Consider the following 14,098-nt stretch of genomic DNA (forward strand, 5'->3'; position numbering starts at 1 on the left):
GAGCCCGGCTCAGCCGGGATAGTCACCGGGCCGGGCGCCCGGATTGGCGTTCAACCATGACAGGTAGTGGTTGTAGGCGGCCAGGTCGGTGTCCTCGACGACATCGCCGGTGGCCGGCGCCCGGGACACCCGCACCGGTCGGCGTACCGCCGGTCGGGACCCGGTGGTGACCGCCGGCACCGGCTCGACGGCCGGATCCGCGGGCGGCGCGTCGGCCTCCGCGACCCTGCGGCGGGCCAGCTTCACCTCACGCCACCACACGTAGACCACGAAGCCGGCGAAGATCGGCCACTCGACCGCGTACCCCCAGCTCAGGCTGTTGCCGGCGGTGGCCCGGCTGATCTGCCACCAGCCCAGCCCGAGGAAGCCCACGACCAGCACGACCATGGCCACGTGGCGCGCGATCCACGCCGGGGTCCAGAGCCGCCTCATGGCATCGAGGGTACCGGGGGCGCTGGCGGTCTCCGACACCGTGTCGTAGTTGTCGCCGCGCCGGCTTGGTTTGGCGTCACCGCGCCTGGGCAATCGTCTAGACGCCAGCCCAAACGAGATCAAGGGGGGCGATCATGACCGGATCGGTACGTGAAGACGGCTTCGCGTCCAGCGGCAGCGCGGATATGAGCCCGGAGCAGCGGGTGCCCGAGTGGGGCGGCGACCAGCTCGCCGACCCGGCCGGCGCTTCCGCTCTCGACGGCGATCTGCTCGGCATCGACCCGACGGAGCTGACCGACGAGGACCTGATCCGCGAGATGCACAGCCTGCACCGCACCCGCCTGGACACCCTGCGGCACGCGGCGGACTCCGCACTCGCCAACCACCTGCGGCGCACGGCGGAGCTGGAGACCGAATACCTGGCGCGCCACCCGGGTCGCGAGGTCGACCCCAGCCGCCTGCGGGACGCCTGATGCCGGCGCGCGCCGTACGCGGCATGTCCGCGCCACCCGAGGTGGTCTTCAGCACGGCCACCGACCCCGCCCGGGCCTCGGCCTGGCTGCCGGAGCCACTACGTGGCGACGGCAGCCCCGCCGCCGAGATCAGCGCTGAGGAGTTGCGCGCCCGCTGGGGCGACGGCGACGACTGGTCCGCCGAGATCCGGGTCGAGCCGGCGGATTCCGGCGGCGCTCGGATCCAGCTCGACCTGGCCGACGGGTCGGGCGGGTCCGGTCCGGACCAACTGGCCGACGAAGCGCTCACCAACCTGGTACGCGAGGTCGCCGACAACCTCCAGGCCGGCTGAGCCGGCCGCGCGGGACGCCACTCCCGCACCACCACGACATGTGAGGAGATCGGGTGAGCGACACTGGCCTGCGACAGAAGGCGGCCCGGCTGCGCCGGGCGTACGCGCCGCACGAACACCGGCCGCTCGGCGGCTACCTGGTGGCGATGGGCGCCTACGCCGGGGTGACCGGGGCTATCGCCGGCCTGGTCAAGGCAACCGGTCGGCCGGTGCCGGAGCGCCCCGCCCCGTCCGACGTGGTGCTGCTCTCCATCGCCACGCACAAGCTGAGCCGGTTGCTGTCCAAGGACGCGGTGACCAGCCCGCTGCGGGCGCCGTTCACCCGCTACGACCGCCCGATCGGCAGCGGCGAGGTGATGGAGCAGGTTCGCGACTCGGGAAGTCCGACCCGGCACGCCATCGGCGAGTTGCTGAGCTGCCCGTTCTGCCTGGCGGTCTGGGTGGCCACCGGGTTGACCGGCGGCCTGGTGCTCGCGCCCCGACTCACCCGCCTGGTGGCCACCGCGCTGACGGCGGTCGCCGCGTCCGACTTCCTCCAGATGGCGTACGCGGCGGCGCAGCAGGCCGCCGAGGGCGGGCACGACGACGACTGACGAGCAGGACACGGAAAGGGGGGCCGGCAGACGCCGGCCCCCCTTTCGTACGCCCTCAGCGCTGCATGCCGGACCAACCATGCGGTGACTCCGGCTCCCGCTCGTCCTCGTCCGCCCCGGTGATGATGTCCCGGTCCACCGCCGTGCGGTCGTGCTCGTTGGCGAAGTCCGGCTCGGGCGTGGTGTCCCGGCCCTTCGGCGGCTGACCCAGCGCCGGCACCTTCTCGTCGTGATCCTCGTGGTGCGTCATGTCGGTATCCCTTCTGCGGTTGCTCACCCGATCGAACCGCCCAGCAGGTCGCTGGCCTCGTCCACCGCGTACTCACCCTCGGGAAGCGCGTCGATGCGGGCGAGCAGGTCCGGTGGGAGTTCGGCGGCCACCGCCTGGCGGTAGATCTCCGCCTGGGTGACCCGCTCCTGTGCCCGGAAGATGTCGTCGAGCAGGTCGTCGAGGGCCTGGGTGTCCGGCTCGCCGGACCCGGATGCGTCGTCGGTCACGTCGATCAGCTACCCGGGGCGGAATCGGTCAAACGTCACGCCTGGCGGCCCCCGTACCCACGGCGCCGCCTGCTCACCAGAGCAGTTCCCCCTGCTGGTAGTCCGCGCTCAGGCGCGGTGACGCAGGTACAGCGACGCCCCCGGCCTTGTGGGCCGGGGGCGGCGCTGGTGTCGGTGTGCAGGTCGCCTCTCGGCGAGTGGCACTACGCGGCTCCAGCCGGACGGTATTCCGCGAAGGCTATTTAGGTGAGGCCCGGGGACACATGACACACCGACACCCCTGTCAACGAGCCGACCCCCGCTCGTGTTCCGGACGCTGAGGTGTTGGCGGTCACACAGTCGTCGGCAGCGTGGCCCGACGGGCCCGCACGGCCGAGGCGAGGTGGTCGAGCACCTCGGCGGTGTCGTCCCAGCCGAGGCAGGCGTCGGTGACCGACCGGCCGTACTCCAGCTCCCGGGTCGGGTCCAGTTCCTGCCGGCCGGGCAGCAGGAACGACTCCAGCATCACGCCGGTGATCCCCCGCTGACCGGCGGCCAGTTGCGCGGCCACGTCCGCGGCGACCAGCGGCTGGTTGCGGTGGTCCTTGCCGCTGTTGGCGTGACTGGCGTCGATCACCAGCCGCTCCGGCAGGTCGGCCGCGCGGAGCAGGTCGAGCGCCCCGGCGACCGACTCTGCGTCGTAGTTGGGCCGGCCGCCCCCGCCGCGCAGCACCAGGTGCCCGTCGGTGTTGCCCCGGGTGTGCATGATCGCCGGGGTGCCGGAGAAGTCGATGCCGGGGAAGACGTGCGGCACCCCGGCGGCGCGGATGGCGTCCACGGCCGTGCCGATGCTGCCGTCCGGGCGGTTCTTCATGCCGATCGGCATGGACAGGCCGGAGGCGAGCTGGCGGTGCACCTGGCTCTCCACGGTGCGGGCACCGATCGCGCCCCAGCCCACCGTGTCCGCGATGTACTGCGGGGTGATCGGGTCGAGGAACTCGCAACCCACCGGCAGGCCGAGGCGGAGCACGTCGAGCAGCAGCGCCCGAGCCAGCCGCAGGCCGGTGTTGACGTCCCCGCTGCCGTCCAGACCCGGGTCGTTGATCAGGCCCTTCCAGCCGACCGTCGAGCGGGGCTTCTCGAAGTAGACCCGCATGACGATCAGCAGGTCGTCGGCCAGCCGGTCGGCTGCCGTCCGCAGCCGCTGCGCGTACTCGAGGGCGGCGGCCGGATCATGCACCGAGCAGGGGCCGACCACCACCAGCAGGCGGTCGTCCTCGCGGTCCAGCACGCGACCGACCGCGCGCCGGCCGGTCAGCACGGCCGCCGCGAGCGGGGCGTCCAGGGGCAACTCGTGGTGCAGCAGGGCGGGTGTGGTCAGCGGCACGACACGGTCGATCCGCTGATCGCTGACCCGATCGGTCTCCGGGGTCGTCACGGTGGGCATCCTTCCGCCGACCGTGCCCGGGGCCGGTGCCCGGGACGAGCCGGCTGCTCGTACGCAAAAGGGCAGGAACGACAGCTCCTGCCCAGCCGGCTCGGTCCGTGGTGACGTCAGTTCATGGGGAAGTCACCGGCGTGCGAGCCGGCCGCATAAACCATCGATAGGAACGCGTCACCGGACCAGCGTACCCGACCCGAGGCGGTCGCCCGGCCTGCCGTCCCAAGATGCGGGGGCGATCACCGCGTGCCGAGGGCGAGGTCGGGGTAACAGGGGTGCCATGACACACGAGCAGAGCGATCAGGAGCGGGTGGAGTCCCGCGCGCACCACCTCCTGCCCGAGGAGACGGCGGTGGGCAGCGACGACCCGGAGGCGCAGGCGGAGGCCATCCTCGCCGAGTCGGACCTCCGCGCGGCGGACCAGAACGCCGCGCCGGACACGGTGCTGGAACGTCGTACCTCGGATCAGACCGTGGCCGCGGTCGAACCCCCGGACTGAGCGGTCGCCCCGCGGGCCCGGCGCGACCCCCGGTAGGTCTGGTCGCGCAGCCAGGCCAGCGGACCTGCCATCCGCAGTTCGGGTGGCAGGTTGCGCGCCGGGTCGAACGCGAGCGCGGCGTCCTCCCGGGCGCTGAGCTGAGCACCGACGCTGACCTGCCCGACCAGCCGCCAGGGCCCCACCGCCGACGCGACCGCGAGCACCAGGCGCGGGGTGTCCGCCCGGGTCGCGGCGGCCACCGTGGCCAGGCTGCGACCGAGGTCGGCCGAGTCGGGGTCGGCCAACGCGGCCAGCCAGAGGCGTCGTCGGCCCGCTCGGTAGCAGGTGATCGTGCTGTACGTGCCACTGAAGCGGCGTCGGGGCAGCGGCAGGTTCCGCAGCACCGGGGCCGCGCCGCTGGAGCTGACCAACAGGTCGAACGGCCGGCCGCCGTCGTGGTGCAGGCGCAGCGCGAGGCCCAGAACGTCAGGCCAACTGCCGGGCGTCGGCGTCCCCTTGGAGAGCCGGACCGTGGTCCGGTACCGGCCGGGGTCGTCCAGCAGAGCGACTCCGGTGGGCGGTCCGGGCGTACCCCAGATCACCGTCTCGCCGACGAACGAGCGACCGGCCGGATGCAGCACTCGGCCGTGGCGCAGCCGGCCGAGTGCGGTGCTGGCGCGTTCGACGGCGGTGGCGGCCCGGCCGGCGGGCCGGGACGGCGGTGGGGTGACGGTCATTCCTCTCCGGTACCCACCGCGGCGGCCCCGATGCGGCCCAGGTCGGCTCGCCGACCGACCGCACGTCACCTTTCCGCCTCCGAGATCGGATAGCGTCGGGGCATGCCCGACAGTGGTTACCCCTGGCCCATTCAGACGTCCCGACTGGACAACGGCCTGCGCGTGGTGGTGAGTGAGGATCGCACCGCGCCCGCCGTGGCCGTCAACCTCTGGTACGACGTCGGCTCCCGGCACGAGCCGGCCGGGCAGACCGGTTTCGCCCACCTCTTCGAGCACCTGATGTTCGAGGGCTCGGTGAACGTGGCGAAGACCGAGCACATGAAGCTGATCCAGGGCTCCGGCGGCTCACTCAACGCCACCACCAACCCGGACCGGACCAACTACTTCGAGACGGTCCCGGCCGAGCACCTGGAGTTGGCGCTCTGGTTGGAGGCCGACCGGATGGGCGGCCTGGTTCCCGCCCTCACCCAGGAGACGCTTGACAACCAGCGGGACGTGGTCAAGAACGAGCGCCGGCAGCGCTACGAGAACGTGCCGTACGGCGACGCCTGGCTGCGGTTGCTGCCGCTGCTCTACCCGCCCGGGCACCCCTACCACCACGCGACGATCGGCTCGATGGCCGACCTGAACGCCGCCGACCTCGCCACCTTCCAGGCGTTCCACCGGACCTACTACGCGCCGAACAACGCGGTGCTCACCGTGGTCGGTGACGCCACCGCCTCCGACGTGTTCGCGCTCGCCGACAAGTACTTCGGCGCGTTGCCCGCCCGCGACGACATCCCGGCGGCGCCGGACGGCCGCAGCGTCCCCGCCACCGGGCAGACGGCCGTGGAGTCGGTGAGCGCCGACGTGCCGGCGCCGCGGGTGTACATCGCCCACCGCAGCTACCCGTTCGGCAGCCCGGGGTACAACGTGATCACCGTGCTCGCCACCGTCCTCGGCAGCGGCCGAGGCAGCCGGCTCTACCAGCGCCTCGCCGACGGCGAGAGGATCGCGCAGCCGGACCTGGTCGGGGCGTACGGGGTGGACCTCGCCCACGCTCCGGCGCCGCTGATCGCCACCGCCACCGCCCGTCCCGGAGTGAGCGCCGAGCGGCTGGCCGAAGGGCTGGCCGAGGTCGTCGACGAGCTGGCCACCGTGCCGGTCACCGCCGCCGAGCTGGACCGGGCCAAGGCGTTGCTCAGCACCGGGTGGTGGCGTCAGCTGTCCACTGTCGACGGCCGTGCGGACCTGCTCGGCCGGTACACCACGCAGTTCGGTGACCCGGCCCGCATCGCCGACCAGTTGCCGGCCCTGCTCGCGGTCACCGCCGAGCAGATCGCCGAGGCCGCCGCCGACGTGCTCGCCACCGACCGGGTGACCCTGACCTACCTGCCCGAGGAGACCTCATGACGCTGATCGCCGACCGTCCCGGCCCGGGTGCCGCTCGCCCGTACCGGTTCCCGCCGGTGGTCCGCCGCACCGTGGCCGGTGGTCAGGTCGTCGCCGCGCACCTGCCGGGGCAGAACCTCGCCGTGGCCCTGCTGCTGCTCGACGTGGGCGCGGGCCAGGAGCCGGTCGGCAAGGAGGGCCTCTCCGGTGTGCTGGCCAAGGCGTTGGAGGAGGGGACCGCGCAGCGGGACGCCGCCGCGTACGCGCTCGCCGTCGAGGGGCTCGGCACCGCGTTGTCGACCGGCCTCGACTGGGACTCGTTCCAGGCCAGCGTGGTGATTCCGGTGGACCGGCTGAGCGCCGCCGTGGAGCTGCTCGCCGAGGCGGTCCGGACGCCCAGGCTCGACCCCGCCGACGTACGCCGGGTCCGCGACGACGAGGCGACCGCGCTCCGGATGGACTGGGCCAACCCCGGCCCCCGCGCCGACGCCGCGCTGCGGGCCGACCTGTTCGGCGCACAGAACCGCTGGGGGCGGCCGATGCACGGCGACCCGGAGTCGGTCGCCGGGTTGGACGTGGAGGACGTGACGGTCTTCCACTCCGAGTGGTTCCTGCGCCCCGGCACCCTGATCGTCGCCGGTGACCTGGAGCGGATCGACCTGGACGCCCTCGCCGCCGCGGCGTTCGCCGGCACCGGTGGCGGCCCGGCCGCGCGGGGCGGCCCCATCGAGGTGCCACTGCACAGCGGTCGACGGATCATCCTGGTGGACCGGCCCGGCTCGGTGCAGTCCACGCTGCGGCTGGGCCACCCGTCACCACACCGGGCGCACCCCGACTACGTGCCGATGACGCTCGCCGGCACGGTGCTCGGCGGGGCGTTCACGTCCCGACTCAACCACCTGCTGCGCGAGGTGCACGGCTACACGTACGGCATTCGGGGCGACTTCGCCGCGTCGCGGCGGTTCGGCCGGTTCGCGGTCAGCTCCGGCGTGCAGACGGCGGTCACCGCGCCGGCCCTGGTCGAGGCGGTGGGCGAGATCACCCGTACCCAGGCCACTGGGGTGACGGAGGACGAGCTGGAGGTGGCCCGCTCCTGGCGGGCCGGGCAGCTCTCGGTCGAGTTGCAGAGCCCTCGCGCGATCGCCTCCGCGTTGACCACCCTGGTGGTGCACGACCTGCCGGACGACTACCACGCGCGGTTGCGCGAGTCGCTGCTCTCCGCCGACGTGGACCAGGTCTCCGCGGCGGCAGCCACCCACCTGCACCCGGAAGCCCTCACCCTGGTCATCGAGGGCGACGCCGCGGTGATCCGCGACGACCTGGAGTCCACAGCCCTAGGAACCCTCCTCCCCTAACCCGCCCTCCCGTCCCCCTGCGCGTCCCCCCTCCGGCCCCGTTGATCATGAAGTTGTTGTCACTCGCCACGGCGTGTCGCGACAATAACTTCATGATCAACGGGGGAGGGGTCGGTGTGAGGTGCGACCCGGGGGGTGGGAAAGGGGTCCCGGTTTCGGGGGTGGGGTCGGTAGCCTCGCGGGCATGAGGATCGGCATTGTGGGGGCCACCGGCCAGGTCGGTGGCGTGATGCGGCAGGTGCTGGCGGAGCGGAAGTTCCCGGCGGAGCAGGTGCGGTTGTTCGCCTCGGCGCGGTCCGCCGGGCGTACGCTGCCGTGGCGCGATGGTGAGGTGACCGTCGAGGACGCCGCGACCGCGGACTATTCCGAGCTGGACATCGTCCTCTTCTCGGCGGGTAAGGGCACCGCCCTGGAGTTGGCGCCCCGGGTCGCCGAGGCCGGCGCCGTGGTGATCGACAACTCCTCGGCGTTCCGGATGGACCCGCAGGTGCCGCTGGTGGTCGCCGAGGTCAACCCGCACGCCGCTCTGGACCGCCCGAAGGGCATCATCGCCAACCCCAACTGCACCACGATGGCCGCGATGCCGGTGCTGCGTCCGCTGCATGCCGAGGCTGGCCTGGTCGGCCTCGTCGTCTCCACCTACCAGGCGGTCTCCGGCGCCGGCCTGGCCGGCGTCGCCGAGTTGGACGAGCAGGTCCGCAAGGTGGCCGAGCACGCCGCCGGGCTGGCCTTCGACGGGTCGGCTGTGGAGTTCCCCGCGCCGCGCTCGTTCACCCAGCCGATCGCCTTCAACGTCCTCCCGCTGGCTGGTTCGATCGTCGACGACGGCTCGTTCGAGACCGACGAGGAGCAGAAGCTCCGCAACGAGAGCCGCAAGATCCTGGAGATCCCCGACCTGAAGGTCTCCGGCACCTGCGTCCGGGTGCCGGTCTTCACCGGGCACTCGCTGCAGATCAACGCCCGGTTCGCCCGGCCGCTCACCCCGCAACGCGCCCACGAACTGCTCGCCGACGCGGCCGGCGTGGCACTGACCGACGTCCCGACGCCGTTGCAGGCCGCCGGCCAGGACCCGACCTACGTGGGCCGGATCCGCGCCGACGAGACCGTGGAGTACGGGCTGGCGCTGTTCTGCTCCAACGACAACCTGCGCAAGGGCGCTGCGCTGAACGCGGTGCAACTCGCCGAGCTGGTCGCCGCCGAGCGCCGCTGACCGGCACGGTCGCCGGGACACCGAGCACGCCCCGAGCCCTCGCCGTCCGTCGGCGAGGGCTCGGTGCCGCTCCGGGTAGCGGCCCCGCTGTTCCGGACAGCCGGCCCCCTGTTCCGGACAGCCGGCCCCCTGTTCCGGATAGCCGGCCCTGTTCCGGATGGTCGCCCGCGACGGCCGGCAGGTCGTGCTTGGATGGGTCGGAGATGACCGTCCAACCTGGAGGGCACCATGCCGGATGACCGCACCCAGCAGGCGTTGACCGATCTGGTGGCCGCCCGCTCGATGGGCGTGCTCGCCACCATCAAACGAGACGGGCGTCCACAGCTCTCCACGGTGCTCTACTCCTTCGACCGGGAGGCGGGTCTGATCCGGGTCTCGGTGACCGACGGTCGGGCCAAGACCGCCAACCTGCGCCGCGACCCGCGGGCCAGCTTCCACGTCAGCAGCGAGGACGGCTGGGCGTACGCGGTGGTCGAGGGTCGCGCCGCGCTGACCCCGCCGTCCGCCGAGCTCGGCGACGAGACGGTCGAGGAGTTGGTGGCGCTCTACCGGGAGCTGAGCGGCGAACACCCCGACTGGGACGAGTACCGCCGTGCGATGGTCGACGAGGGACGGATCGTGCTGCGCCTGCACGTGGAACGGATCTACGGGATGCCGCCCCGAGGCTGACCCGCCCAGAACCGGTCAGCCCGGCTCGATCACTGTCACTCCGGGCCAACGCTGCGCCGGCCGGTGCCGGGCCAACCGCTGTCGGGACCGGGCCACGTCCACCCGGGCCGGGTTGTGTCGCCACACCCCACCCAGCAGATCGGCCACGCCGTACGGGGCGCAGACCCTGAGCCGGTCGGCCTGGTCCAGACGGACGGCCACCGCTGTCGCGTACTCCGGCCAGGTGGCGACCGCCTCGCCCACGCTGCGGTACGGCTCGATCGGGTCACCACCGAATGTGGCCGCGTACCAGGTGTGCACCGCCGCCTGGTTGCGCGCCTGCCACGGCGGCTGCGGCCACATCTCCGTCAGCCGGGCGGTGGCCCGGTCGTCGTCGACTGAGGTCAGCCTGGCCGGGTCGAAGAAGACCACGTCCACATCGCGGACCTGCGCCGGGTCGAACCCGTCGCCGTACCGCTCGCCCCAGACCAGGTCGCGCAGGGCCCCCGCGCCGATCCAGGCGTCCGGCAGCCCGGAGTCACGCACGACGGTCAGCGCCCGGGTCAGCCAACGGCTGCCGGCGACCAGGTCCCGCAGCTCCTCCTCGCCCGTCATCATCCGCCCACGGTAGGCAGCGGGTCCGACGCGCGCCGCCCGTGGGCGGGTGTGCCGCCCGCCGGCGGGTATACCGCCCTGCTTCGCCGTCGCGGGACACCGGGAAGGGGTGGGGGATGGGCGCTGGCAGCGACGAGATCGGGCCTGCGGGCCCGTCCCTGCGGCGGGAGACCTCCCGGCTGCTGTCGTTCAGCGACGGGGTCTTCGCCATCATCATCACGCTGCTGGTGCTCGACCTCCAGCCGCCCCGGGTCGGCCGCGGTCAGCTGCTGCACGCGCTGGTCGAGCAGTGGCCGGCGTACCTCGCCTATGTCACGTCGTATCTGTACGTGGCGGTGAACTGGCTGAACCACCGAGCCGCCTTCAACCGGGTGCAGAACAGCGGAAAGGCCCTCCAGTGGTACAACCTCGGAGTGCTGTTCAGCACCGCGCTGCTGCCGTTCGCCACCTCGGTCGTCTCGCAGGCCATGCGGGACGGCGACCAGGCGGACCAGCGCGTCGGCGTGGTCGTCTACGGCCTGGTCGGCGTGCTGGTCTCGGTGAGCTGGCTGGGGCTGTACCACTACCTCGCGCGGCATCACGACCTGCTGGACCAGGCCGTGCCGCGTCGGTTCTTCCCGGCCGAACGGGCACGGGCCGCGATCGGTCTTCTGGGGTACGCGCTGGCGATCCTCGTCGGATTCCTGGCCAGCCCGCTGTTCGCGCTGGTGATCTTCCTGCTGTTGCCGGCGTTCTACAGCCTGACCAGCAGTGGGCTGTACGAGCTACGACGCCTGCGGCACCCGCGCGGATAGGCCGGGGTCGTTCGCGTTACCCCCTCCCGAGCGGCGGGTAGACGGGCGGTGCCGACACCGAGAGGGGAGCACCATGACAACGGTCGGAGAGTTCATGACGACCCGGTTGGTGACGATGGACGGCAATGACACGCTCATCGCAGCCGCGCAGGAGATGCGTGACAGCGCTATTGGCGATGTGGTGGTGACCGACGGCGACAGTGTGGTCGGCATCGTCACGGACCGGGACATCACGGTCCGAGGTGTCGCGGAGAACATGGACCCGGGCTCGACCCGGTTGAACCAGATCACCACGCGCGACGTGATCACGGTGAGTCAGTACGACGATGCCGTGGCCGCCGCGGACCTGATGCGGACGTACGCCGTACGCCGACTTCCGGTGATCGACGACGGACGCCTGATCGGGCTGGTTTCGATGGGTGACCTCGCGGTCGAGCGCGAACCGCAGTCGGTCCTGGCCGACATCAGCGCCGACGACCCGAATAACTGACCGTCCGCCAGAGCGCCGGCCCTCCCCTGGGAGGGCCGGCGCTGTGCGTACCGCGGGGGTGGGGCTCACCCGATTTGGGCGAGGTTGACCTGGGCGGCGGCGGGGACCCGTGCGGGGACGTGCAACGCCGGCCGTCCGCGCTACGCGAGCGCGGTGGGTGGGATCCCCGGCCCGGCAACTGGGAGGAGTGGACCCGATGGTGGACGCGACCACGAGGTTCTTCGAGGACCTGGACCGGAGGGGGTACGAACCCCTGCTGGCCAAGACCTCCGGGACGCTGCGGATCGACCTGAACGAGGGGGCGCAGACCCGGCACTGGCTGCTGAGGATCGATCACGGCCGGCTGAACGTCAGCCAGGAGGAGCGGGAAGCCGACACGGTGATCGGCGTCAGCCCGGTCCTCTTCGACGACATCGCCTCGGGGCGCGAGCACGGTCTGGCCGCCCTGCTGCGGGGGGACATGACGGTGACGGGCGACGCTCGTCTCGTCGTACAGGTGGAGCGGATCTTCCCGGGTTCCCCGGACGCCCGTGGGCCGCGTCGGCGTTTCGCCGGGGAGGTGCACTGATGGGGCAGAGCAACACGATCCGGATCCTGGACGGCAACACGTTCGTCGTGTGCGAGGACACCGGTGACATCGAGGCGACGCCGAATGAGCCGACCGGGCTCTTCTCCATCGACACCAGGTTCCTGTCGACCTGGGTGCTGACCGTCAACGGTGAGCGACTCAACTCGCTCTCCTTCGACGACCTGCAGTACTTCGAGTCGCGGTTCTTCCTGGTCCCGGGAATGGCCACGCACTACGTGGACGCGAAGCTGTCGATCATCCGGGAGCGTGCGGTGGGCGGCAGCTTCTGTGAACAGCTGACCATCCTCAACCACGACGAGAAGCCGGTCGACCTGGAAGTCCGGATGGACGCGGCGTCGGACTTCGCCGACCTGTTCCAGGTCAAGGACGAGATCCTCAACAAGAAGGGCGAGATCTACACCGAGGTGGAGTCGGACCGGCTGCGGCTGGGGTACCGGCGGGGGAACTTCCGGCGAGAGACGGTGATCTCGTCGTCGATGTCGGCCCGGTACGACAGCAAGGGCTTCGCGTACACCGTCCATCTGGAGCCCAACGAGCAGTGGGAAGCCTCGATCGACGTCCAGACCCGCGCGGTCGGGCCCGGCGGCCGGGACCTGCGTTTCGGGCTGCGCACGCACGGCACCGAGCGGCTGGCTCTCCAACACGACTTGGAGAAGTGGATCGCCGACGCACCCAAGGTCAACAGTGAGCACGGCCGGGTGGCCAGCACGTACCGGCGCAGTCTGATCGACCTGGCGGCGCTGCGGTTCTCGCCGCTGTCACTGGGCGGCGCCACCCTGCCGGCCGCCGGCCTGCCCTGGTTCATGACCATGTTCGGCCGGGACAGCATCCTCACCTGCCTGCAGACACTGCCGTTCACGCCGCAGTTGTCGAAGACGACGCTGCGCATCCTGGCGTCCCTGCAGGGCAGCCGGTTCGACGACTTTCGGGACGAGGACCCGGGGCGCATCCTGCACGAGATGCGCTACGGCGAGACGGCGGCCTTCGAGGAGCAGCCCCACTCCCCGTACTACGGCTCGGTGGACGCGACGCCGCTGTTCATCGTGCTGCTCGACGAGTACGAGCGGTGGAGCGGGGACGTCGCGCTGGTCAAGGAGCTGGAGCAGGAGTCCCGGGCCGCGCTGAGGTGGATCGACAACTACGCCGACCTGGTCGGCAACGGCTACATCTGGTACGAGCGGCGTAACACCGACACCGGCCTGGAGAACCAGTGCTGGAAGGACTCCTGGGACTCGATCTCCTACTCGGACGGCACACTGCCACCGTTCCCACGGGCCACCTGCGAGGTGCAGGGGTACGCGTACGACGCGAAGGTCCGCGCGGCGCGGTTGGCGCGTGAGTTCTGGGGTGACCCGGAGTTCGCCGACCAGTTGGAGCGGGAGGCGGCGGAGCTGAAGGAGCGGTTCAACCGGGACTGGTGGGTGGCCGACGGCGAGTACTTCGCCCTGGCCCTGGACCCGGACGGCCGCCAGTGCGACATTCTCAGCTCCAACATCGGCCACCTGCTGTGGAGCGGGATCGTCGAACCCGAGCGGGCGGAGAAGCTCGCCGCGCACCTGGTCGGGCCGCGGCTCTTCTCCGGCTGGGGGGTGCGCACGCTCGCCGAGGGGGAGGCACGGTACAACCCCATCGGCTACCACAACGGCACGATCTGGCCGTTCGACAACTCGTTCATCGCCTGGGGGCTGCGCCGCTACGGCTTCGCCGAGGAGGCCGCGACCATCGCCAACGGCATCCTGGACGCGGCCACGTACTTCAACGGCCGGTTGCCGGAGGCGTTCGGCGGCTACCCGCGGGAGCTGACCAAGTTCCCGGTGGAGTACCCGACGGCGTGCAGCCCGCAGGCCTGGTCGACAGGTGCGCCGCTGTTGCTGCTGCGCACCATGCTCGGCCTGGAGCCGCACGAGGGTCACCTGGCGGTCGAGCCACGGCTGCCGGTGGGGATGGGTCGCATCGAGGTGCTGGACATCCCGGGTCGCTGGGGACGCGTGGACGCGTTCGCCCGGGGTCGGCTGGACCTGGACAACCCCACCGACTGACGGATCCGACCGCCGAACCGGCGG

Annotated in this window: 18 protein-coding genes; 12 read left to right on the top strand and 6 right to left on the bottom strand. The window is 71.8% G+C overall.

The genetic code is table 11. The annotated features are described in order from the left end of the window. Positions 1 to 9: 9 nt before the first annotated feature. Positions 10 to 432 carry a hypothetical protein gene (locus ACLQ3B_RS21330; protein ID WP_425782443.1) on the bottom strand — a complete coding sequence of 141 codons (423 nt, stop codon included), beginning with the start codon at positions 430 to 432 and terminating at the stop codon, positions 10 to 12. Between the two features lie 131 nt (positions 433 to 563). Between ACLQ3B_RS21330 and ACLQ3B_RS21335 the strand changes: the two genes are divergently transcribed. From ACLQ3B_RS21335 to ACLQ3B_RS21345, 3 genes are read left to right on the top strand one after another with little or no spacing between them, the layout of a single operon-like run. Next, complete coding sequence (locus tag ACLQ3B_RS21335) at positions 564 to 905, top strand: DUF6158 family protein (protein WP_372432775.1); 342 nt, start codon at positions 564 to 566, stop codon at positions 903 to 905. Next, the gene (locus tag ACLQ3B_RS21340) at positions 905 to 1,237 is read left to right on the top strand and encodes a hypothetical protein (RefSeq protein WP_425782444.1); all 333 of its coding nucleotides are present in this window, start codon (positions 905 to 907) and stop codon (positions 1,235 to 1,237) included. Before ACLQ3B_RS21335 ends, ACLQ3B_RS21340 begins: the two co-directional genes overlap by 1 nt. Before the next feature lie 53 nt (positions 1,238 to 1,290). Continuing rightward, on the top strand, positions 1,291 to 1,830 hold the full coding sequence (locus ACLQ3B_RS21345; RefSeq protein ID WP_124823043.1) for a DUF1360 domain-containing protein: 540 nt from the start codon (positions 1,291 to 1,293) through the stop codon (positions 1,828 to 1,830). A 55-nt stretch (positions 1,831 to 1,885) separates the two neighbouring features. On the opposite strand, the gene ACLQ3B_RS21350 is transcribed toward ACLQ3B_RS21345, so the two are convergent. The 3 genes from ACLQ3B_RS21350 to ACLQ3B_RS21360 all read right to left on the bottom strand — a co-directional run bounded on the left by ACLQ3B_RS21350 (position 1,886) and on the right by ACLQ3B_RS21360 (position 3,754). Next, the gene (locus ACLQ3B_RS21350; protein ID WP_091405645.1) at positions 1,886 to 2,080 is read right to left on the bottom strand and encodes a hypothetical protein; all 195 of its coding nucleotides are present in this window, start codon (positions 2,078 to 2,080) and stop codon (positions 1,886 to 1,888) included. 23 nt (positions 2,081 to 2,103) lie between these two features. Next, positions 2,104 to 2,337: a hypothetical protein gene (locus ACLQ3B_RS21355; protein ID WP_425782554.1), complete on the bottom strand. Its 234-nt coding sequence runs from the start codon at positions 2,335 to 2,337 to the stop codon at positions 2,104 to 2,106. A gap of 322 nt (positions 2,338 to 2,659) precedes the next feature. After that, entirely contained in the window at positions 2,660 to 3,754 is a 1,095-nt protein-coding gene (locus ACLQ3B_RS21360) for a 3-deoxy-7-phosphoheptulonate synthase (RefSeq protein WP_387168375.1), read from the bottom strand. A gap of 274 nt (positions 3,755 to 4,028) precedes the next feature. Here ACLQ3B_RS21360 and ACLQ3B_RS21365 point away from each other — a divergent pair, with 274 nt between their 5' ends. Then, positions 4,029 to 4,247, top strand: coding sequence for a hypothetical protein (locus tag ACLQ3B_RS21365; protein ID WP_425782445.1), 219 nt, complete (start codon positions 4,029 to 4,031; stop codon positions 4,245 to 4,247). Here ACLQ3B_RS21365 and ACLQ3B_RS21370 read toward each other — a convergent pair. After that, positions 4,214 to 4,963: a phosphodiesterase gene (locus tag ACLQ3B_RS21370; RefSeq protein WP_425782446.1), complete on the bottom strand. Its 750-nt coding sequence runs from the start codon at positions 4,961 to 4,963 to the stop codon at positions 4,214 to 4,216. The two genes, ACLQ3B_RS21365 and ACLQ3B_RS21370, sit on opposite strands and share 34 nt — an antisense overlap. A 102-nt stretch (positions 4,964 to 5,065) precedes the next feature. On the opposite strand from ACLQ3B_RS21370, the gene ACLQ3B_RS21375 reads away from it, so the two are divergent. The 4 genes from ACLQ3B_RS21375 to ACLQ3B_RS21390 all read left to right on the top strand — a co-directional run bounded on the left by ACLQ3B_RS21375 (position 5,066) and on the right by ACLQ3B_RS21390 (position 9,568). Continuing rightward, a complete protein-coding gene (locus ACLQ3B_RS21375; protein WP_425782447.1) occupies positions 5,066 to 6,355 on the top strand; it encodes a M16 family metallopeptidase in 1,290 nt (429 codons plus the stop codon). Further along, complete coding sequence (locus ACLQ3B_RS21380; RefSeq protein ID WP_425782448.1) at positions 6,352 to 7,689, top strand: M16 family metallopeptidase; 1,338 nt, start codon at positions 6,352 to 6,354, stop codon at positions 7,687 to 7,689. The genes ACLQ3B_RS21375 and ACLQ3B_RS21380 overlap by 4 nt, the downstream gene beginning before the upstream one ends. Positions 7,690 to 7,873: 184 nt before the next feature. Continuing rightward, a complete protein-coding gene (locus ACLQ3B_RS21385; protein WP_425782449.1) occupies positions 7,874 to 8,899 on the top strand; it encodes an aspartate-semialdehyde dehydrogenase in 1,026 nt (341 codons plus the stop codon). A gap of 228 nt (positions 8,900 to 9,127) precedes the next feature. Then, positions 9,128 to 9,568 carry a PPOX class F420-dependent oxidoreductase gene (locus ACLQ3B_RS21390; protein ID WP_425782450.1) on the top strand — a complete coding sequence of 147 codons (441 nt, stop codon included), beginning with the start codon at positions 9,128 to 9,130 and terminating at the stop codon, positions 9,566 to 9,568. 15 nt (positions 9,569 to 9,583) lie between these two features. On the opposite strand, the gene ACLQ3B_RS21395 is transcribed toward ACLQ3B_RS21390, so the two are convergent. Further along, the gene (locus tag ACLQ3B_RS21395) at positions 9,584 to 10,165 is read right to left on the bottom strand and encodes a nucleotidyltransferase family protein (protein WP_425782451.1); all 582 of its coding nucleotides are present in this window, start codon (positions 10,163 to 10,165) and stop codon (positions 9,584 to 9,586) included. Positions 10,166 to 10,278: 113 nt separating this feature from the next. Here ACLQ3B_RS21395 and ACLQ3B_RS21400 point away from each other — a divergent pair, with 113 nt between their 5' ends. The 4 genes from ACLQ3B_RS21400 to ACLQ3B_RS21415 all read left to right on the top strand — a co-directional run bounded on the left by ACLQ3B_RS21400 (position 10,279) and on the right by ACLQ3B_RS21415 (position 14,074). Continuing rightward, positions 10,279 to 10,956 carry a TMEM175 family protein gene (locus tag ACLQ3B_RS21400; protein ID WP_425782452.1) on the top strand — a complete coding sequence of 226 codons (678 nt, stop codon included), beginning with the start codon at positions 10,279 to 10,281 and terminating at the stop codon, positions 10,954 to 10,956. A 73-nt stretch (positions 10,957 to 11,029) separates the two neighbouring features. Further along, the gene (locus ACLQ3B_RS21405) at positions 11,030 to 11,446 is read left to right on the top strand and encodes a CBS domain-containing protein (protein WP_130403922.1); all 417 of its coding nucleotides are present in this window, start codon (positions 11,030 to 11,032) and stop codon (positions 11,444 to 11,446) included. A 196-nt stretch (positions 11,447 to 11,642) separates the two neighbouring features. Then, the gene (locus tag ACLQ3B_RS21410; RefSeq protein ID WP_425782453.1) at positions 11,643 to 12,014 is read left to right on the top strand and encodes an SCP2 sterol-binding domain-containing protein; all 372 of its coding nucleotides are present in this window, start codon (positions 11,643 to 11,645) and stop codon (positions 12,012 to 12,014) included. Beyond that, positions 12,014 to 14,074 carry a glycogen debranching N-terminal domain-containing protein gene (locus tag ACLQ3B_RS21415; RefSeq protein ID WP_425782454.1) on the top strand — a complete coding sequence of 687 codons (2,061 nt, stop codon included), beginning with the start codon at positions 12,014 to 12,016 and terminating at the stop codon, positions 14,072 to 14,074. Before ACLQ3B_RS21410 ends, ACLQ3B_RS21415 begins: the two co-directional genes overlap by 1 nt. Positions 14,075 to 14,098 lie beyond the last annotated feature (24 nt).

Source organism: Micromonospora sp. DT53 (assembly GCF_049841535.1).
Taxonomy (GTDB): domain Bacteria; phylum Actinomycetota; class Actinomycetes; order Mycobacteriales; family Micromonosporaceae; genus Micromonospora.